The organism is Pseudomonas sp. microsymbiont 2 (assembly GCF_054788395.1).
The window spans coordinates 2,840,172-2,860,472 of record NZ_CM139112.1; the positions used below are offsets into that span (position 1 = coordinate 2,840,172).

General features: G+C 62.6%; 17 protein-coding genes. 14 read left to right on the forward strand and 3 right to left on the reverse strand.

The window, feature by feature from the left end:
* Positions 1-279: 279 nt before the first annotated feature.
* Positions 280-765, forward strand: a complete 486-nt coding sequence (locus ACYUME_RS12845) for an AAA family ATPase (RefSeq protein ID WP_460419201.1) — start codon at positions 280-282, stop codon at positions 763-765.
* Positions 766-1,067: 302 nt separating this feature from the next.
* Here the strand turns inward: ACYUME_RS12845 and ACYUME_RS12850 are convergent, their stop codons facing one another.
* Entirely contained in the window at positions 1,068-1,274 is a 207-nt protein-coding gene (locus ACYUME_RS12850; RefSeq protein WP_460419354.1) for a nucleotidyltransferase family protein, read from the reverse strand.
* A gap of 322 nt (positions 1,275-1,596) precedes the next feature.
* On the opposite strand from ACYUME_RS12850, the gene ACYUME_RS12855 reads away from it, so the two are divergent.
* Together ACYUME_RS12855 and gshA are read left to right on the forward strand one after the other, a co-directional pair.
* Positions 1,597-2,370 carry a ZIP family metal transporter gene (locus ACYUME_RS12855; protein WP_460419203.1) on the forward strand — a complete coding sequence of 258 codons (774 nt, stop codon included), beginning with the start codon at positions 1,597-1,599 and terminating at the stop codon, positions 2,368-2,370.
* Positions 2,371-2,384: 14 nt separating this feature from the next.
* Positions 2,385-3,959, forward strand: a complete 1,575-nt coding sequence (gene gshA, locus ACYUME_RS12860; protein WP_460419356.1) for a glutamate--cysteine ligase — start codon at positions 2,385-2,387, stop codon at positions 3,957-3,959.
* Positions 3,960-3,978: 19 nt separating this feature from the next.
* On the opposite strand, the gene ACYUME_RS12865 is transcribed toward gshA, so the two are convergent.
* The gene (locus tag ACYUME_RS12865; RefSeq protein ID WP_460419204.1) at positions 3,979-4,236 is read right to left on the reverse strand and encodes a helix-turn-helix domain-containing protein; all 258 of its coding nucleotides are present in this window, start codon (positions 4,234-4,236) and stop codon (positions 3,979-3,981) included.
* A 658-nt stretch (positions 4,237-4,894) separates the two neighbouring features.
* Here ACYUME_RS12865 and ACYUME_RS12870 point away from each other — a divergent pair.
* The 10 genes from ACYUME_RS12870 (at position 4,895) to ACYUME_RS12915 (ending at position 17,863) form a co-directional block, all read left to right on the forward strand.
* Positions 4,895-5,170: a metal-sensing transcriptional repressor gene (locus ACYUME_RS12870; protein ID WP_460419205.1), complete on the forward strand. Its 276-nt coding sequence runs from the start codon at positions 4,895-4,897 to the stop codon at positions 5,168-5,170.
* A gap of 54 nt (positions 5,171-5,224) precedes the next feature.
* Entirely contained in the window at positions 5,225-6,334 is a 1,110-nt protein-coding gene (locus tag ACYUME_RS12875; RefSeq protein ID WP_460419206.1) for an S-(hydroxymethyl)glutathione dehydrogenase/class III alcohol dehydrogenase, read from the forward strand.
* Between the two features lie 44 nt (positions 6,335-6,378).
* Entirely contained in the window at positions 6,379-6,777 is a 399-nt protein-coding gene (locus tag ACYUME_RS12880) for a VOC family protein (RefSeq protein WP_460419207.1), read from the forward strand.
* 482 nt (positions 6,778-7,259) lie between these two features.
* Entirely contained in the window at positions 7,260-8,093 is an 834-nt protein-coding gene (gene fghA / locus ACYUME_RS12885; RefSeq protein ID WP_460419209.1) for an S-formylglutathione hydrolase, read from the forward strand.
* A 19-nt stretch (positions 8,094-8,112) separates the two neighbouring features.
* Complete coding sequence (locus ACYUME_RS12890; RefSeq protein WP_460419210.1) at positions 8,113-9,417, forward strand: NAD(P)/FAD-dependent oxidoreductase; 1,305 nt, start codon at positions 8,113-8,115, stop codon at positions 9,415-9,417.
* 372 nt (positions 9,418-9,789) lie between these two features.
* A complete protein-coding gene (uvrB, locus tag ACYUME_RS12895; protein WP_460419211.1) occupies positions 9,790-11,766 on the forward strand; it encodes an excinuclease ABC subunit UvrB in 1,977 nt (658 codons plus the stop codon).
* Positions 11,767-12,014: 248 nt separating this feature from the next.
* On the forward strand, positions 12,015-12,290 hold the full coding sequence (gene frmR / locus ACYUME_RS12900) for a formaldehyde-responsive transcriptional repressor FrmR (RefSeq protein ID WP_460419212.1): 276 nt from the start codon (positions 12,015-12,017) through the stop codon (positions 12,288-12,290).
* A 125-nt stretch (positions 12,291-12,415) separates the two neighbouring features.
* Positions 12,416-13,753: a DUF3422 family protein gene (locus ACYUME_RS12905; protein ID WP_460419213.1), complete on the forward strand. Its 1,338-nt coding sequence runs from the start codon at positions 12,416-12,418 to the stop codon at positions 13,751-13,753.
* A gap of 88 nt (positions 13,754-13,841) precedes the next feature.
* The gene (locus tag ACYUME_RS12910) at positions 13,842-15,152 is read left to right on the forward strand and encodes a replication-associated recombination protein A (protein ID WP_460419215.1); all 1,311 of its coding nucleotides are present in this window, start codon (positions 13,842-13,844) and stop codon (positions 15,150-15,152) included.
* 59 nt (positions 15,153-15,211) lie between these two features.
* Entirely contained in the window at positions 15,212-17,863 is a 2,652-nt protein-coding gene (locus ACYUME_RS12915) for an excinuclease ABC subunit UvrA (protein WP_460419216.1), read from the forward strand.
* Positions 17,864-17,999: 136 nt separating this feature from the next.
* Here ACYUME_RS12915 and ACYUME_RS12920 read toward each other — a convergent pair whose 3' ends face one another.
* Positions 18,000-18,914, reverse strand: a complete 915-nt coding sequence (locus ACYUME_RS12920) for a LysR family transcriptional regulator (RefSeq protein ID WP_460419218.1) — start codon at positions 18,912-18,914, stop codon at positions 18,000-18,002.
* Positions 18,915-19,121: 207 nt separating this feature from the next.
* Between ACYUME_RS12920 and ACYUME_RS12925 the strand changes: the two genes are divergently transcribed.
* Entirely contained in the window at positions 19,122-20,144 is a 1,023-nt protein-coding gene (locus tag ACYUME_RS12925; protein ID WP_279879665.1) for a zinc-dependent alcohol dehydrogenase family protein, read from the forward strand.
* Positions 20,145-20,301 lie beyond the last annotated feature (157 nt).

Consider the following 20,301-nt stretch of genomic DNA (forward strand, 5'->3'; position numbering starts at 1 on the left):
GGGGCGGTGTTTTTGGTTATCAGAATCAAAAATGTACCCCCAGAAATACCCTTGGATACCCCAGCGGAATGCGCGACCGAGAATGGCGATTCCTGACAAATTTCGAACAGGCGCTCGCCGGACTTCAGTGTACCTCCACGGTTGTGTGGTCGAAAACGGGACAGGGCGGTGTACGTATGGGAATGCTTTTTACGAAGGGCTGTTATCGACCCATAGCGGACGTGATTGCTTCGGCGCTTTTCAATGAGCATCATCGGGGTTCGACAAGGAGACGTCTCTATGCCCAAACCAGTGCTGCATCTCATTTCAGGAAAGATTGCATCCGGTAAGTCAACGCTAGCCAAAAGCTTGGCAGCTGAAGGATCGACGGTTCTGCTGAGTGAGGATCATTGGCTCTCACAGCTATACCCTGAACAGATCAAGTCATTAACCGACTATGTGCGTCTTGCGCACCAGATTCGGGAGGTGCTGAGCCCGCTCGTCATTGATGTGCTTCGGGCTGGAGTGACTGTCGTTTTGGATTTTCCCGCAAATACTCCTCAAGATCGACAATGGCTGCGAGGCCTGGCTGACGCAGCCGAGGTTTCACATTGCGTCCACTATATCGAGGTGAACGATGACACCTGTCGAGACAGGTTACATCTTCGCAACCACCGTGGGGAGCATGAGTTTGCGGCGACTGACGCGGAGTTCGATCTGATCACTAGCTACTTTCGAGCACCACATGAGGATGAAGGGCTCCAGATTGAAATTCACCGACATTGACGAGTAGCTCCCGTGGATTGAGTTATCTCTAATGCGGCTTTGGGCCGCTAGCGGCCCACATCGGATGGCCTCCATGGGTTGATAGGTGCCAGCGGTTACCAGTGCCTTTCGGCCCATTGCGCACGCCAATTCAACCAATTGAACCTACGGCCAGCGCGCCTGGTAGCTTTCGCCCTGAATAAGTCTGGACGCGGATTCAGCTCGTTCATCCTGAGCCAGTTGTTCAAGAGGTTGTTCAGGCCTTGGGTGCTGTAGAGCTTACCCGTACAAGCATCAACGCCTAGACAGGTCGACCGAATCAGCTAGCGGTCGATACCATCCTTGACCTTTTTCAGCGGTGGATAGCTGCCGCCGAATTTCCCTTCGTACCACAAATGCACGCGGGCCTGGTTGCGTATCTCGACGTTAACACCCAGGTGCGAGAACGCCTGCTGAGCTTGGGCTATGACCCGGTTTTCCGCTTCCCAAGACAAGTCATCGTCGAAGTAGGCGATGTCATAGTCCCTGATACCCCACCCAGGAGGTTTTCCCGAGAGAACGTTTGGAACAAAGCGCCAGTAAGGTCAGTCGGCCTGAGGGGCCATCAGCTCGCAGTAGGCATGGGCCTTTGTAGCCGAAATGCTGTCAGAAGGCCGAGGGGCAATGGTGGATGCGAGAGGAGGGCAAGGTGGCCTTCGATTCGCAGTCATGAGGCTGGATCGAATCATGCTTCTTGATAAATACTATACACCCCTATAGTATATTTCGTGTCGCGGCGACCGCTGCGCTCAACCTGTACTCGTTCCTCCGGCAAGCGGGGGACGCCTCGTCTTCTTATCAGGCACTGAAATCATGTCCTTGATCACCGTGATCCTTGTCACCTTGCTGGCAGGCATAGGCAGTGTCTGGGTGGCTGACCAGTTGGTCGTGCGCGCCCAGGCGATCCGTCGCAATGACCGCTACTTGCAGCAGGGCTTGTTGAGCCTGGCGGCGGGTGCCTTGTTGGCCACCGCGCTGTTGCACCTGCTGCCGGAGGCGTTCGAAAGCCGGACAGATGCCCACGGTTTGTTCGTGACGCTGCTGGTGGGCCTGGTGCTGTTCTTTTTGCTGAGCAAGGCACAGCTTTGGCATCACGGCCATGAGCACACCCATCAGGGGCACGGTCACCGTGATGCCGGGTGGGTACTGTTGGTGGGAGATGGCATTCATTGCTTCGGCGACGGGGTGTTGATCGCCTCGGCGTTCATTGCCGATACGCACCTGGGCTTTATCGCTGCCGTTTCCGTGCTGGTGCATGAAATTCCCCACCATATGGGCGATCTTGTTGTCCTGCGCCAGAACGCCCCACGCAACGCGGCAGTGCGCAAAGTCTCCATGGCGGGGGCCATGACCGCGCTGGGTGGCGCCGCCGGGTATGTCCTGCTGGATCAGTTGTCGAGCTGGCAGCCCATGCTGCTGACCTTGGCCGGTAGCAGCTTCATCTATGTGGCCCTGTCGGACCTGGTTCCGCAGTTGCACCAGCGCCGGACCACCCTGGACACCTCGTTCCAGGTTGCCTGCCTGCTGCTGGGCATCGGCGGCGTGGCACTGGCGAGCGCGTTCTCGCACGTGGGGCATGTACATTGATCGGCGCACAAGGCATGCCGGGCCCTGGGCGTTACCAGCAGCGCTTGCAACTGATCGAGGAAAACCTGGACCTGCTCAAGCAATGCCTGCGCGGCGTGGAGCGCGAGTGCTTGCGGGTAACGCCCCAAGGTCAGCTGGCCTTGAGCCCGCACCCGCAAGGCCTGGGGTCGGCGCTGAACAATGCGCAGATCACCACCGACTACGCTGAGTCGTTGTTGGAGTTCATCACTCCGGCGCTCGCCGATCCGGCCCAGATGCTCGGGCATCTCGACGAGATCCACCGCTTTGCCTACACCCAGCTTGGTGACGAGTTGCTGTGGAGTTCGTCCATGCCCTGCGTGTTGCCCGCCGAGGAGGACATCCCGATCGCCGTCTACGGCGACTCGAACATCGGCAGGTTCAAGCACGTTTACCGCAAGGGCCTGGCGCTGCGCTACGGTCGCACGATGCAGTGCATTGCCGGCATCCACTACAACTTCTCCTTGCCCAAGGCACTGTGGCCACTGCTGCGCGACCTAGAGGGCACCGAGGAAGACGGGCGCGCCTACCAATGCGCGGCCTATTTCGCGCTGATGCGCAATTTCCACCGCTACAGCTGGCTGCTGCTGTATTTGTTCGGCGCCTCGCCGGCCTTGGACAAAGGTTTTCTGCGTGGCCGCGCGAGGGGGCTCGAAACCTTCGATGTCGACACCCTGTATCTGCCTCATGCGACCAGCTTGCGCATGAGCGATCTGGGCTACCAGAGCAGCGAGCAAGCCAATCTGCGCCCTGATCTCAATCATTTCGACCGCTATCTCGATGGGCTGCGCAAGGCCCTCGAGACTCACAGTCCATCCTATGAGCGTCTGGGCTCGGGCCGCGACGGTGAGTGGCGGCAGCTCAATGCCAACGTGCTGCAGATCGAAAACGAGCATTACGCGAGCATCCGCCCCAAGCACAGTCCTCTTGCCGGCGAGCGGCCGCTGCGGGCGCTGATCGCCCGGGGCGTGCAGTACGTGGAGCTGCGTTGCCTGGACATCAACCCGTTGCTGCCACTGGGCATCGACCTGAGCGAGGCGCGCTTGCTCGACGCCTTCGTGCTGTTCTGTGCACTGGAGGACAGCCCGCGACTGGATGACGCCGAATATGGCCGGTGTGCCAGCAATTTCCTTGCCGTGGCCAAGGAGGGGCGTCGCCCAGGGCTCAAGCTGCTGCGCCATGGTCAGCCGGTCGCGTTGCAGGCCTGGGCCGGCGAGCTGCTCGAACGCATTGGCCCACTTGCCACGCTGCTCGATCGTGTCCATGGCGGCACGGAGCATGCCAAAGCGCTGAGCATGCAGCGAGCCAAGGTCGACGACCCTGGGCAGACGCCGTCGGCCCAGGTGCTGGCCAGCATGATCGAGCACGGTGAGAGCTTCGCGCAATTCTCCCTGCGCCAGAGCCATTTGCACGCTGCCAACTGGCGTGCACAGCGGTTGCCGGCCGAGCGTCAGCAGGCCTTCGAGCGCCTGGCCCGTGACTCATTGGCCGAGCAGGCGTGTCTGGAGCGACAGGACCTTGGCGACTTCGCGCAGTTCGTCGCTGCCTACCAGGCCCAGGTGGGCGGGTGACTCCCAGACCCTGAGTGCGTCAGCGGTTTTCCTGGCGCCAGCGTGCCGGCGGCACGCCCACTTCCTTGCGAAAGGCGCTGGTGAAGTGTGGCTGGCTGTTGAAACCCAGGTCGAGGGCGATTTCGAGGATTGGCTTGTCGGTCTGCGTGAGAGCCTCCCGGGCGCGCATGATCTTGCGATGCAGGATGTAGGCATGCGGCGTGTAGCCGGTGTGCTGCTTGAACTTCGCGGTGAATCGGCAGCGGCTTGCACCAAAGATGCTGCTCAACTCGTTCAAGGAGATGGTCGCCCATAGATGCTCGTGAATGTACTCAAGTGTCCGCTGCACACAGCGTTGCTCGCAGGACGCGTGTGCCTCGTCGGCATGCGGGCAAGGGGAGGGGAACACAGTGTGTGTGCGCAAGCTTGGAAATGGGGCATGGATGGGCTCGCTCCAGCAGGCAATGATCGTCAGCGCGGTACTGGCTGCGCTAGCTGGGGGCGCTGGGTCCATCGAATCTCTGGTAACAGTCGCCATGGCGTACTTCCCATACAGTCGACAGAGGGGTGAAGCAGTAGCGGTTGGAGACGGTGTGCGTACGTGAGTGAATCACTATAGGCGAGCCGCCCGAAATATGCAGTTGTCGCGACCAGGCGTGCCCGCGGTCAATCCGTGACGGATTTTGTAAAACCTCCCTGGGCGCCTGATCCACACTGAGCAACGCCATCGCGTCGGCAGCAGTCTCGCTTGCCGACGAGCGGATCACTTGCCGCGAGTGGGTACTCAGCCGAGCCAGATGCGTTACATCCTTGGGTCATGCCCGCGCACACTGTGGTTAGTGGATGCACGTGACATCCAGAAGGGTGAAAACGCAGGGCAAGAAAATTTTTTACTTCCCTCTTGATACTATGGGGGGGTATAGTATGATCATCTCAACGGCGATAGGAGGACAGTAATGCCTCGGTGCCCCGAAGAGAAGGAGACGGCTCTTGGCCACGCGAGAAGTATCAGCGGGCGGATCACTGCTCTGGAGCAGGATCTCGAGGCGGATCCAGCATGCGTCACGGTGTTGCAGCAGTTGGCAGCCGTGCGCGGTGCGATCAACGGCCTGATGGCGGCCGTTCTGGAAAGCCATCTACGGGAGGAGTTTCCTGACAGAGGGGCGAGAAGCGACTCGCAGCAACACTCCATTGACGAAACCATCTCCATCGTTCGGTCGTATCTCCGGTAGCCGAGGCCTGGTGGCCCAGGTGACGGGGACTCACTCAAAAAAGGAAGTGACATCATGAAATCACGCGCAGCTGTGGCTTTCGGGCCAGGAAAACCGCTGGAAATCGTCGAAATCGACGTCGAGCCGCCACGCAAGGGTGAAGTGCTGATCAGGGTCACCCACACCGGCGTTTGCCATACCGACGCGTTCACCCTGTCGGGTGACGATCCTGAAGGCCTCTTCCCAGTCGTGCTGGGCCACGAGGGTGCCGGTATCGTCGTCGAGGTTGGCGAAGGTGTCACCAGCGTGAAACCTGGCGATCACGTCATTCCGCTGTACACCGCCGAGTGTGGCGAGTGCCTGTTCTGCAAATCGGGCAAGACCAACCTGTGCGTGGCCGTGCGTGCCACCCAGGGCAAGGGCCTGATGCCAGATGGCACCACCCGCTTCTCGTACAACGGCCAGCCGCTGTTCCACTACATGGGCTGCTCGACCTTCAGCGAATACACCGTCGTCGCCGAGGTATCGCTGGCCAAGATCAACCCGGATGCCAATCCAGAGCACGTCTGCCTGCTGGGTTGCGGTGTGACCACCGGCATCGGTGCCGTGCACAACACGGCCAAGGTGCAACCCGGTGATTCGGTGGCGGTGTTCGGCCTCGGCGGTATCGGCCTCGCCGCGATCCAGGGCGCACGCCAAGCCAAGGCGGGCCGCATCATCGCCATCGACACCAACCCGGCCAAGTTCGAACTGGCACGCCGCTTTGGTGCCACCGAATGCGTCAATCCCAAGGACCACGCGAAGCCCATTCACGAGGTGCTGATCGAGATGACCGGCTGGGGTGTCGACCACACCTTCGAGTGCATCGGCAACGTCAATGTCATGCGTTCGGCGCTCGAGGCCGCTCACCGCGGCTGGGGCCAGTCGATCGTCATCGGCGTCGCCGGTGCCGGCAAGGAAATCTCGACCCGTCCGTTCCAGTTGGTCACTGGCCGGACCTGGAAAGGCTCCGCCTTCGGCGGCGTCAAGGGGCGTACCCAGCTTCCAGGCATGGTGGAAGACGCGATGAAAGGCGAGATCGACCTGGCGCCGTTCGTCACCCACACCATGGGGCTCGATGAAATCAACGAGGCGTTCGACCTGATGCACGAAGGCAAGTCGATTCGCACCGTTATCCACTACTGATCACGACCTGATCATTCAATACCCATACTCAAGGAAACACATTAATGGCTACTCCAGTAATTTCCGGTAACGACATCTTCTCCCACGTGTTCTTCGGCGCCGCCGACATCCAGAAATCGGCCGCGTTCTACGATGCCGCCCTGGGTGCCCTGGGCATCAAGAACCTGGGTCCATTCGGTAACGATTGGGTGCTGTACGGCCGTGACAAGCCAGCGTTCATCATCGCCCGTCCGGGCAATGGCGCGGCACCCACCAGCAATGGCGTGACCGTCGGCTTCGCCGCCGCCACCCCTGCCGAGGTGGATGCGTTCCACGCTGCCGGCCTTGCCGCTGGCGGTACCGATGAAGGCCAGCCAGGCCCACGTGGCCACCTGCCAGGTGCCTACGCGGCCTACCTGCGTGACCCGGCTGGCAACAAGGTGTGTGCCTACACCTTCGTCTGAAACCAAGGCGAGGTGAGGTCGTGGTGAGCGGAGCCTGCTCCGCTCGCCACGGCTGAACCCACCGCCCTGGCCGCGACCGTGCCAAGCGGTCGCGGCACTCGGAGCCCGCATCGGCTGACTCGCGCTCCGACAGCATTGCCGCCCGGCCTCGACGCTCGAAGCAGGGCAATGCCCACGCACACCGTGCGTGAGGCAGGCAACACCGAATTCAAAGCGGGCCAGTGGGCCGCCTCGGCTGCCGGGTTCAGCGCAGCAGTAGCGTACTGGGCCGCACATTTTATTGCTTGTACATCGAAGACGACATCTGGCCTTCGTGGTGTGGTGGCGCCTGGGTTTGTAGTAGCGATCCTCATGCCAGTGGCAACGCTGGACACCTGGTTGATGGTGGTCAAGGCAAGGTACGCCTGCCCGCGCCCGAAAGGCGCGACACCGCGTGTTGCCTGGCACCTGGCCATCACTTCGTTGAGTTAAGGAGATTATCCATGGAACGCATTGAACATCACGCCAGCTTCGAGGGTTGGCAGGACGTTTATCAGCATGAGTCGAGCGTGCTGGGCTGCACGATGAAGTTCGGCATCTATCTTCCGCCCCAGGCCGAGCATGAAGAACGCCCGGTGCTCTACTGGCTCTCTGGGCTGACCTGTAGCGAACAGAACTTCATCACCAAGGCGGCGGTACAGCGTTATGCCGCGCGGCACGGGATCATTGTCGTCGCCCCCGATACCAGCCCACGGGGCGAGAACGTCGCCGACGATGCGGCCTATGACCTGGGCCAAGGGGCGGGTTTCTACGTGAACGCCACGCAGCTGCCCTGGAGCGATCACTTCCAGATGTACAGCTATGTGGTCGACGAACTGCCGGCACTGATCGAGGCGAACTTCCCGGCGTCGTCCAAGCGCAGCATCAGCGGGCACTCCATGGGTGGGCACGGCGCCCTGGTCGCCGCGCTGCGCAATCCAGGCCGTTACGCCAGTGTCTCGGCGTTCTCGCCGATCGTCGCGCCCACGCAAGTGCCCTGGGGACAGAAAGCCCTGGCGGCCTACCTGGGCGAGCACAACCAGGAAGCCTGGAAACGCTATGACACGGTCGAACTGATCCGTACTGCGCAAGAGCGCTTGCCGCTGCTGGTCGATCAAGGGCTGGGCGATGAGTTTCTCGAGAACCAGCTGCGACCGGAACTGCTGCGCGCCGCCTGTGAAGAGGCGGGGCATCCGCTGACCCTCAACCTGCGGCCCGGTCATGACCATAGCTACTACTTTATTTCGACCTACCTGGGCGAGCACATGGCCCACCACGCGGCTGCGTTGAATCGCTGAACACTGGGAGACCCTGAAAATGAAAAAGACCTCTGACAAACGGCATCATGTCGTCGTCGTTGGCGCGGGTTTCGGCGGGCTGGACGTCGTCAACGGATTCTCCGGCGCCGACGTCGACATCACGATCATCGACCGCCGCAACTATCACCTGTTCCAGCCCCTGCTGTACCAGGTGGCCGGCGCGTCGCTGTCGACCTCTGAAATCGCCTGGCCGATTCGCTACCTGTTCCGCAACCGCCAGAACGTGCAGACACTCATGGCAGAGGTGCAGGGCGTGGATGTCGGCGCGCGGCAGGTCCTGCTCGACAACGGCTCGAGCGTGGGTTACGACACGCTGGTGCTGGCCACTGGTGCCACCCATGCTTACTTCGGTCACGATGAATGGGAGCCCCATGCGCCCGGACTGAAGACCCTGGAAGACGCCACCACGATTCGCGGGCGGATCCTGTCGGCGTTCGAGCAGGCCGAGCGCTCCAGCAACCCGGCAGAACGTGCCGCGTTGCAGACCTTCGTGATCATTGGCGGCGGGCCGACCGGTGTCGAACTGGCGGGCACCATCGCCGAGCTGGCCAAGGACACCCTGGCCCACGACTTCCGCGCCATCGACCCGCGCACCACCCGGGTGGTGCTGATCGAGGCGGGGCCGCGGCTGCTGCCGGTGTTCCCCGAAAAGCTCTCCGACTACACCCGCCGAGCCCTTGAAAAACTCGGCGTGGAAGTTGCCCTGGGCGCGCCGGTGACCGAATGCTCCGAAGAAGGCGTCATGGTTGCTGGCAAGCCGCTGGCGGCCAGGACCATCGTCTGGGCGGCCGGGGTCCAGGCTTCGCCTGCGGCGCGCTGGCTGAACGCCGAAGCGGATCGCGCCGGTCGGGTGCTGGTCAGGCCGGACATGAGCGTGCCGGGGCGTCCGGAGATTTTCGTGATCGGCGACACCGCGGCGTCGGCCATGGCCGATGGCAAGTATGTGCCCGGGATCGCGCCGGCGGCCAAGCAGCAAGGCCAGTACGTCGCCAAGCTGGTCAAGCGCCGGCTGAAGGGCAAAAGCATGGATGAGCCGTTCAAGTACAAGCACCAGGGCAACCTGGCCACCATCGGTCGCAGCCTGGCGGTCATCGACATGGGCCGTATCCGCTTGCGCGGGGCGATCGCCTGGTGGATCTGGAAGCTGGCGCATATCTACTTCCTGATTGGCGTGCGCAATCGCCTGAGCGTTGCGTTGAGCTGGGTCTGGAACCACAGCGTCGGCTATCGTGGCTCTCGCTTGATCATGCGTCCCGGCGAACAAACTGGGAGGGTTCCAGGCAAGCCATCTTCGGCGGATTGACGAGCAGGGCGGCGGTTGCCTATGGATGGATAAACTCGATGTTCGGCCATTTCCCTGCGAGATACTCGGCAACGAGCCTGCGGTGGCAGTGATGCGCGGTATGCTCGCTGCACAGTCTCAAGGTTGGGTCGTCGCTAGGGTTTGTACGAAAAGTCGCCGAGCGGCGATCAGGCAAGGCGAAAACAGGCGAGGAACGGTCGGAGTCGCGCTCGACTTTACTGGTTGTAAATGAGCATTCCGAGCCTGTTTTCAACGCAGCATGATCGTCGCGCAGGCACTTTTCGTACAAAGCCTAGTGCGATTGACCCATTCTCGGTGGCACATGGCCGGCACGGCAGTTGAAATGCAATGCGTGCGACAGGAGGAGCTCCCATGCCAAGCGGTACATTCATCCTGCACTCGAACTACACCCCCGCCGGCAGCCAGCCAGAGGCGGTGGCGCGCCTGATCAGCGGCATCGAGGAGGGCGCGACGCACCAGACGCTGAAAGGCATTACCGGCTCGGGCAAGACTTTCACCATGGCCAATGTGATCCATCGCCTGAAACGGCCGACATTGATACTGGCACCGAACAAGACGCTGACCGCGCAGCTTTACGCGGAAATGAGGCACTTCTTTCCTGAGAACGCGGTGGAGTACTTCGTCTCCTACTACGATTATTTCCAGCCTGAAGTGTACATGCCGGGCAGCGATCGCTTTATCCAGAAGGATTCCGCCATCAATGAGCACCTGGAGCGACTGCGCCTTAGCACCACGAAATCCTTGATCGAGCGCCGCGACGTCATTGTCGTCGCCTCTGTTTCTTCGATCTATGGCCTGGGCGATCCGGACGGATACCGCGCGCTGCAGGTTCCCCTGGCTCCGGGGGCAGAGCTGGAACAGGTCGAACTCATTCGCAGGTTGGCATTGCTGCAATATGACCGTGTCGACCACGCCCTCAAGCGCGGGTCTTTCCGGGTGCGCGGCGATGTCATCGACATCTTTGCGGCGGACTCGGAGCACCGCGCGGTTCGCGTGGCGCTTCTGGACGGGTACATAGAATCTCTCGACTGGATCGACCCCGTGACAGGCAAGCGCTCAGGGGCTCTGGAACACTACCTGGTCTCGCCCAAGACGTTGTTCGCCACGCCGAAGAACCAGATCGAATCTGCGACGGTCGACATACTGGCCGAGCTGGAATCGAGGGTCGAGGTGCTCAACCGGGAAAATCGCCTGGTCGAAGCCAATCGCCTGTATGAGCGTGTCACCCACGATGTGGAAATGATGCGCGAGCTTGGCTACTGCTCGGGGATCGAGAACTACGCCTGCTATCTGAATGGCCGGGATCCGGCGCTGGCGCCGACGACCCTGCTCGATTACCTGCCTGAGGACGGTTTGCTGTTCGTCGATGAATCACATGTGATGGTACCGCAGATATCGGCGATGTACCGGGGAGATCAAAGCCGTAAAGAGACGTTGATCGACTATGGGTTCCGCCTGCCATCCTCGAAGAACAACCGTCCGTTGAGCTTCAAGGAGTTCGAGGCGATCAAGCCGCAGACCATATTCGTATCCGCGACCCCGGGTGACTACGAGCTGAAGGTCTGCAAAGGCCGCGTCGTCGAACAGGTCATCAGGCCCACGGGGCTGCTCGATCCGGAGGTGGAGGTGAGGCCAGCGCAAGGGCGCATGGATGATCTGCTTGCCGAGATTGCAGCGCGCACCCGGGACAATGAGCGGGTCCTGGTGACAACGCTGACGAAGGCCGCGGCGCAAGCGCTTGGAGAATTCATGGCAGGGCAGGGGATCCGCGCCCGATACATGCACGCCGAGACCAAGGTGGATGAACGGGTCGAGATCATCAATGGCCTGCGGGCGGGCGATTTCGACGTGCTGATCGGCATCAGCCTCCTGCGTGAAGGGCTGGACATTCCGGAGGCGTCACTGGTGGCCATTCTCGATGCCGACCGTGCGGGCTTCCTGCGCTCGGCCCATGCGCTGATCCAGATGATCGGACGCGTCGCCCGCAATGAGCACGGCAAGGCCGTCCTGTATGCCGACAGCGTGACGCCGGCGATGCGCGAGGCCATTGATGAAACGAACAATCGCCGTGAGCGCCAGATAGCCTTCAACCAGGCCAACGGTATCTCGCCGGTGTCGTCGGTGCGCAGGTTGGCTGGCGAGCCAGTGGCGGCAGAGCAGGCATCCCCGCACACCGGCGCTTTCTGCGCGAACCTGGCGGTGCTTTGCGCGCAGATCACCCGTAAGGAGCAAGCGTTGCTGGAATATGCCGACGTGGGCGATGAACAGCGTGTGGACGCTGTTCGCCAACAACTGGATGCCTTGTATCGGCAGTTCATCTACATGTAGTGCGCTACCCGGTGGCGATATCGCTCAGGTGTGGGGTGGCCAGCCGCGACGGTGTTTGCGCTGCGGGTCCTGGCCTGGGCATGTCGTTTTCAATGATGGCGGCTTCGGAAGCGGATGATGCGTTTCGAGGGGAAATTCGACTAGCATGGACGGCGCTCGACCTGAGCGACGAATTTCAACCATTTGCCAGGTTTTATACTGCACGGGAGTATAGTATTATGCCTGCGCGCTACCCTTGAAGGTGTTCGATGCCCCACAACCCTCGCGAGAAAAAACAAGCACTGACCCGAGTAAGACGCATCAAAGGTCAGGTAGGTGCCCTCGAGCAAGCGCTTGATGACGGGGCCGAGTGCGCTGCGATTCTTCAGCAGCTCGCCGCCGTGCGCGGCGCGGTCAACGGCTTGATGGCGGCAATCCTGGAAAGTTACCTGCGAGAAGAGTTCCCGCACACCGAGGACCGGAGCGATTCGCAGAAGCAGACGATCGACGACACGATCTCCATCGTTCGCTCCTACCTTCGCTGAGCCATTGTCGTTTTCGGGGCTGCCGGGGGCGCTCGCTTTCTGGCTGGCGCCGGTCACCCATGGTCTTGCCAGGGGCACCGGGCGCCAAGCGCGTTATCCTTCAACCCACGAGAAACGAGGTCGTCATGACACAGTCGCCCCTCTCCGATACGACCCCTTACTCCACTGCTAGCGCCTTGGTTTATGGTATGCAGGCCCATGCCGGGCGTACGCTGGCCGTCGACGAAGTGCACGCACGTCCGCACCTGCTCATCCAGGCACCACGTGGTCTGTTGCAACTAGCCTTCATGACCGAGGGCGATCCTGCGAAGGATCAGGCGGCGATGACCGAACTGTCCCAGCGCTTGGGGGTTGCGCAACCCGACAATGCGTCGCCGCTTCACGGCCTGACCTGGGACGAAGGTGACCTGCACTGCGAAAAGCACACCGAGTTCTCGACCTACCTGTGGAGCGCTCTGCTAGATCCCGAGACGGGGGCGCCCAGTGGGGAGAACCCGTTCAAGCGCGGATTCGTCCCGCCAGGCCCGGTCATTTCCGGTGTCCGCCTGAATGTGTTGCCGTGGACCTCGGCGGCTGAACGGGAGGTCGAGCGTTTCGACCCTGTCAGCCTGTGCTATTCGGTCGTGGAAAACGGTACGGCTGCCATCGTGACCGACTTCCGACAGGACGCGGATGGCCTGACCAATATCCTCGTGCTCGACCGTGGCCTGACCCAGGCCCGGGCGGGGGCGCTCGTCCAGCGTCTGCTGGAGATCGAGACTTACCGAACACTGGCGTTGCTGGCGCTACCGCTGACACGCTCGATGACCGTGGATCTGCGGCGCATGGAATCGCAGCTCGCGGCCATCACCGACGAAATGCGCACCGGCAAGGGCGCGCGTCGTGAGAACGATGTGCTGCTGGCCGATCTGACCACCCTCGGGGCGGAGCTGGAGGCCGGTGCGGCAGCGAACCTCTATCGCTTCGGCGCCAGTCGTGCCTACTTCGAAATTGTCGAAGAGCGGCTCGATGCACTGGCCGAGGAGTCGGTTGCTGGCTACTGCACGTGGCGTGACTTCCTGCATCGACGCATTGCGCCGGCAATGCGCACCTGCCTGTCGGTCAAGGAGCGTCAGGCCAAGCTTTCCGACAAGCTGACACGCGCCATCGCGTTGTTGCGCTCGTGGATCGATGTCGAGCTCGAGCGCCAGAACCGGGACCTGCTGGAGTCGATGAACAACCGCGCCAAGTTGCAACTGCGCTTGCAGCAAACCGTCGAAGGTTTGTCGGTCGCGGCCATTTCCTATTACGTCGTCAGCCTGCTGGCTTATCTGCTCAAAGGTATTCCAGGGGTGCACGACAAGGTCGCGCCCGAGCTGGTGATCGCGGGCCTGGTACCGGTGGTCATTCTGGCGATCTGGTGGACGGTCCGGCGAATCAGGCATGCGCACGGCGACCCAGCGGGGGAAGAGAAGTCTTCCTGAGTTATCACTCGCAGGACCTCGCCTCGCGGGGCGCGGACCAGTCCAGCTGCGTGGATTGGTGCTTTCAACTATCCGACATGCCAGGGAGATGATCTTGGTCGATCTGTTCACGACAAAGCCTGAGCCACCCTTGGCTGAACGTTTGCGCCCAACGTCGCTGGACGCGTTCGTCGGGCAGCGGCATCTGCTGGGGCCTGGCAAGCCTCTGCGCCTGGCGTTCGAGGCGGGCAAGCTGCATTCGTTCATTCTCTGGGGCCCTCCGGGGGTGGGCAAGACCACCCTGGGGCGCCTGGCCGCCAGCGTCACCGATAGCCAGTTCATCGCTATTTCCGCTGTGCTGGCCGGAGTGAAGGACATTCGGCAGGCCATCGACGATGCCCAGGCCGAGCTGGATAGGCATGGCCGCTCGACGGTGCTGTTCGTCGATGAAATTCATCGATTCAACAAGGCGCAGCAGGACGCATTGCTGCCGCATGTCGAGTCCGGGCTGCTGACACTGGTCGGCGGCACCACCGAGCATCCGGGGTTGGCGGTCAACTCGGCGCTGCTTTCGCGGGCGCAGGTCTATACCCTCGAACCGCTGTCCGATGACGAACTGCAGCAGCTGTATGAGCGTGGATTGCCACATTTGGCCGGTGTCGCGCTGGATGCGGGGGCGCTGGATCTGCTCAAGGGTTTCGCCGATGGCGATGGCCGGCGCTTCCTGAACCTGCTCGAACAGGTCGCCACTGCGGCGTCCGGCGTCGGCAAGAAACTGGTGGACGGCGAATTCGCCCGATTATCGACCAGCCCATCGTTGCGCCGTTTTGACAAGGGCGGCGACGAGTTCTACTGGCAGCTCTCGGCCTTCCACAAATCACTGCGTGGCTCCGATCCGGATGCGGCGCTGTACTGGCTGGCGCGGATCCTCGATGGCAGCGGTGACGTCACCCAGGTGATTCGGCGCATGGTGGTGATGGCCAGCGAAGACATCGGCAATGCCGACCCGCAGGCATTGCAACTGGCGCTCAACGCGGCGCAAGCCTACGAACGGCTGGGGTCTCCCGAGGGCGAAATTCCCCTGGCCCAGGCGGTGACCTACCTCGCCCTGGCGCCCAAGTCGAATGCCGCCTATGCCGCCTGGGGCCAGGCCAAGGCCTTCGTCAAGAGCAGCGGCTCCAAGCCTGTGCCGCTGCACTTGCGCAATGCGCCAAGCAAACTCATGAGCCAGATGGGCTATCGCGAAGGTTACCGCTACGCGCACCACGAGCCCGATGCCTACGCCGCAGGGCAGACCTATTTCCCCGAAGGGGTGGCGCGACCGGGCTGGTACCAGCCTACGGACCGGGGGCGTGAGCGAAAACTGGGCGAAAAGCTTGCCTGGCTGCGCTCGCTCGATGATTCGGCATCGCCAGATTGAGCCGGGCATGACTCGGATTGTCCGCGCGCAGCCATCCACGAACAGCAGGACAGCAACCTATGCCAAACCCATCATATGGTGAATCCTCGTGCACTGTTGCAGCCAGCGGCCTGGTGCAAGTACGCGGCGCGCGGGAGAACAATCTCAAGGACGTGGATGTCGCCATTCCACGCAATGCCCTGGTGGTGTTCTCGGGCGTCTCCGGCTCCGGAAAATCCTCGCTTGCGTTTGGCACTATCTATGCCGAAGCGCAGCGGCGCTACTTCGAGTCGGTTGCACCCTATGCGCGGCGCCTGATCGACCAGGCGGGCGTGCCTGACGTCGATGCGATCGACGGCCTGCCGCCAGCGGTCGCCCTGCAACAGCAGCGCGGCGCCAGCAATGCACGTTCATCGGTGGGCAGCGTGACCACACTGTCCAGCCTGGTACGCATGATGTATTCGCGCGCCGGAGCCTACCCGGCCGGCCAGCCGATGCTCTATGCCGAGGATTTCTCGCCGAACACCCCGCAAGGGGCTTGTCCGGCCTGTCATGGCCTGGGCCATGTCTACGAGGTGACCGAGGCCACCATGGTGCCGGATCCGTCGCTGAGCATCCGGGAGCGTGCCATCGCCTCCTGGCCGCCAGCCTGGCATGGCCAGAACCTGCGCGACATCCTGGTGACCCTGGGTTATGACATCGACCGCCCCTGGCAGGATCTGCCAAAGAAGGACCGTGACTGGATCCTGTTCACCGAAGAGACGCCCACGGTGCCGGTCTATGCGGGCTTCACGCCTGCCGAGACCCGTGCGGCGCTCAAGCGCAAGCTCGAACCCAGCTACATGGGGACCTTCACGGGGGCTCGCCGCTATGTGTTGCACACCTTCGCCAACACGCAGAGCGCGCTGATGAGAAAGCGCGTGTCGCGCTACATGGAAGGCAAGCTGTGCCCGACCTGCCACGGTAAGCGACTCAAGGCCGAGGCGCTGTCAGTGACCTTTGCCGGGGTGGACATTGGCGAGTTCATGCAAATGCCCCTCGACCGCTTGGCAGCACTGCTCGAGCCTATCGCCCAGGGCGATTTCGCTGCGCATACGGCCGGGCAGGGTACCGACCGCGAGGCGACCCGTCGTGACCGGGCCGAGCGTGCCGCCAGTGGCCGCGCGGTGCATGCGGTATCGCCAGACGTGCGCCGTACCTCGGCGCTGTCGGAGGAGAAGCGTCTCGCCGCGCAGCGCCTGGCCGGCGGGGTGATGGCGCGTCTGCGCCAGTTGCGCGGATTGGGCCTGGGCTACCTCACGCTGGATCGGGCAACGCCGACCTTGTCGGCGGGCGAGTTGCAGCGTTTGCGGCTGGCCACCCAGCTGAGCTCCATGCTGTTCGGCGTGGTGTATGTGCTCGACGAGCCTTCGGCAGGCCTGCATCCTTCGGACAGCCAGGCGCTGTACGACTCGCTGGATACGCTGCGCGATGCCGGCAATTCGCTGTTCGTGGTCGAGCACGATCTGGACCTGATGCGCCGCGCGCAATGGCTGGTGGATGTAGGGCCGGATGCCGGGGAGCGCGGTGGACGCGTGCTCTACAGCGGGGTGCCGGAAGGACTGCGCGAAGTCGCCGAGTCACGCACCGCCCGGTATCTGTTCGATGAAACCGCCGCGCCGGCTAGCCGCGAGCGCGAACCGGCCGGGTGGCTGGAACTGCGCGGTATTCGGCGGCACAACCTGCATGACGTGGACGCGCGTATCCCGTTAGGCGTACTGACGGCGGTCACCGGCATTTCCGGTTCGGGTAAGTCCAGCCTGGTCGCGCAGGCCCTGCCAGAGCTGTTGTTGCTGCACCTGGGACACGAGCCTGAGGACGATGCGGCGGAAAATGCCAACAACGAAGGGCCCGCGGTAATCGAGACCACCGGAGGTCATCTCGCCGGTGATGTGGATGTCGTCCAGCGCCTGGTGCAGGTCGACCAGAAGCCGATTGGCCGCACGCCACGTTCCAACCTGGCCACCTATACCGGTCTGTTCGATCACGTACGCAAGTTGTTCGCCGCCACGCCGGACGCGCGCCGGCATCGCTATGACGCTGGCCGGTTTTCTTTCAACGTGGCCAAGGGGCGGTGCGAGACGTGCGAAGGGGAAGGGTTCGTCAGCGTCGAGTTGCTGTTCATGCCCAGTGTCTACGCACCGTGCCCGACCTGCCATGGCGCCCGCTACAACGAGGCCACCCTCGCGGTGCGCTGGAATGGGCGCAACATCGCCGAAGTGCTGCAGATGACGGTGGAGCAGGCCCAGGAGTTCTTCGCGGACGAAGACGCCATCGCACGGCCGCTGCAGCTGCTGCGCGATATCGGGCTGGGCTACCTGCGTCTGGGGCAGCCTGCCACCGAGCTGTCGGGTGGCGAAGCGCAGCGCATCAAGCTCGCCACGGAGCTGCAACGCAGCCAGCGGGGCCGCAGCCTGTACGTGCTCGACGAGCCGACCACCGGGCTGCACGCGTCCGACGCCGACCGTCTGCTGGTGCAGTTGCAGCGCTTGGTCGATGCCGGCAATACCGTGGTGATGATCGAGCACGACATGCGCGCGGTGACTCAGGCCGACTGGGTGCTGGACGTGGGGCCGGGCGCGGGTGAGGCGGGGGGACGTATCGTGGCCGCAGGCACGCCGCGGCAGGTGGCGGCGGTGCCAGGAAGCCGAACCGCTGCGTTTCTCGCAGAGGCGATCATGCGCGCGAAATAGGAAAGTGACGCTAGTGTGCCGGCCCGCGACCAACATAGTCATTATTCAGAACGGGATGCGGAGTGACACCCTCCACAGGTGTAGTTGAAGGCAGGCGGCCGTGCTTGCTTTCGGCCTGTCCTGCTGCAGAAATTGGTTAAATGCTGTCAGGGTCGCCGAAGAACATCTGTATCCGCGACCGCAACCATTTCTCCGCCGGGTCATTGTCCTGCGCCCCACGCCAGGCCATGTGCAGTTCGAAACTGCGCACCTCGATCGGCAGGTCCTCGGCCCGCAAGCCACCTGCCGCGGTGAGGGCGTCGGCGGTGTAGTCCGGCACCGTGGCAACGATATCGGTCCCCGCCAGCAAGCTCCCCAAACCGTTGAACTGCGGCACGGCCAGCACCACGTGGCGCTTGCGGCCGACCTCGTCCAGGGCTTCGTCGATGAACCCGGACAGATCGCCGGCGAACGACACCAGGGCGTGAGGCCGCGCGCAGAAGTCGTCGAGGCTGATGTTGCCGGGCATGCTGTCGGCCCGCAGCAGCTTGGGCATGCTGCGGCGCAGTATCTTGCGCTTGGCGTTGGCCGGCAGGTCGCTGGTATAGCTCACGCCCACCGAGATCTCGCCCGAGGCCAGCAGGGTGGGCATCAGCAGGTAGTTGACCCGGCGCACCACCAGCACGACACCTGGCGCCTCGGCACGGATGCGCTTGAGCAACTGCGGCAGCAGGGCGAACTCGGCGTCGTCGGACAGGCCGATACGAAACACCGCGTTGCTGGTGGCCGGGTCGAACTCGGCGGCACGGCTGACGGCGGTGGAGATCGAGTCCAGCGCGGGCGACAGCAGGGCGAAGATCTCGTGGGCCCGCGCCGAGGGCTCCATGCTGCGCCCGGTGCGCACGAACAGCGGGTCGTCGAACAGGCTGCGCAGGCGCGACAGCGCCGCGCTGATCGCCGGCTGGCCGAGGAACAGCTTCTCGGCGGCGCGGGTCACGCTGCGTTCGTGCATGAGCGTTTCGAACACGATCAACAGGTTGAGGTCTACGCGACGCAAGTCGTTACGATTCATTCGATGCGGCTCGCTTGAAGTGGGGCAGGGGTGAATCTTAAGGCCAAAGGCTGGTACCCTGCACCGATTTCCGGGTGCCAATGCACAGAATTGTCAGGGGCCCAATCAATGACAGACATGTCGACTATTAACAGCCACTGATGGCCCAACCGTGAAAGCCCGGATAAAGTCCGTGGTAATACGAGATTCACAAAGGCGAGGTATGCGATGTCCCGCATGATCCGTTTCCACAAGTTCGGCCCGGCTGATGTGCTGCGCTGCGAGGAGCAGGCCGAACCGTCCCCGGCCTCCGGCGAGGTGCAGATCCGCGTCCAGGCGATCGGCATAAGCTGGTATGACGTGCTCTGGCGGCAGAACCTGGCGCCGTCCCAGGCGCGCCTGCCAGCGGGTATCGGCCACGAGATGGCCGGGGTGGTCACCGCAGTGGGCGAGGGTGTGGACGATATCGCGGTGGGCGACCGGGTCGCCAGCTTCCCGGCCACCAGCGCCAACGACCATCCGGTGTACGGCGACGTGATCGTCCTGCCACGCAGTGCCATTACCCGTTACCCGGACGTGCTGACCCCGATCGAAGCCAGCGTGCATTACACGCCGCTCCTGATTGCCTATTTCGCCTTCGTCGACCTGGCGCGGGCCAAGGCCGGGCAAAGTGCGTTGATCACCGATGCCAGCCATTGCGCCGGGCCTGCCTTCGTGCAGCTGGGCAAGGCCCTGGGGCTGAAGGTGTTCGCGGCCACCAAGGAACCCGAGCAGCGCGAATACCTGCTGGGGCTGGGGGCCGACAAGGTGATCGTCACCGAAGAACAGGACCTTGTCCTGCAGGTTGGCAAGTACACCGATGGACGCGGCGTGGACATGGTCCTCGATGGCATGGGTGGGCCGCAGATGTCGTTGCTTGGCGATGTGCTGGCGCCCCGTGGCAGCCTGGTGCTGTATGGCCTGCAGGGTGGCAACCAGACGCCGTTCCCAGCCTGCGCGGCGTTCCAGAAGAACATCCAGTTCCATGTGCATTGCATCGGCAACTTCACCGGCAAGCCCGAGCTGGGCATCGCCCAGGACCAGGTGGCCCTGCAGCGCGCCCTGCGGGATATCAACCAGTTCACTGCCGATCAGTTGCTGACGCCGCAGATCATCAAGGTCTACCCGTTCGACCAGGTGGTCGAAGCGCATCGCTACATGGACGAATGCCCTTGTGGCGGACGAGTGGTGCTGGATGTGACTGCGACCTGACCGAGTGGGTCAGGCTTGATCAAAAACCCGGGTATTTCCCGGGTTTTTTCATTTTCGACCCCATGGCCGGTGCCGGATGGCGGACGGCTGCACCAATTGGCCTCACTCAATTAAATCTCTTACCTTGTTTTGGGAAGTTTCCTTCAAGATCGGTTCT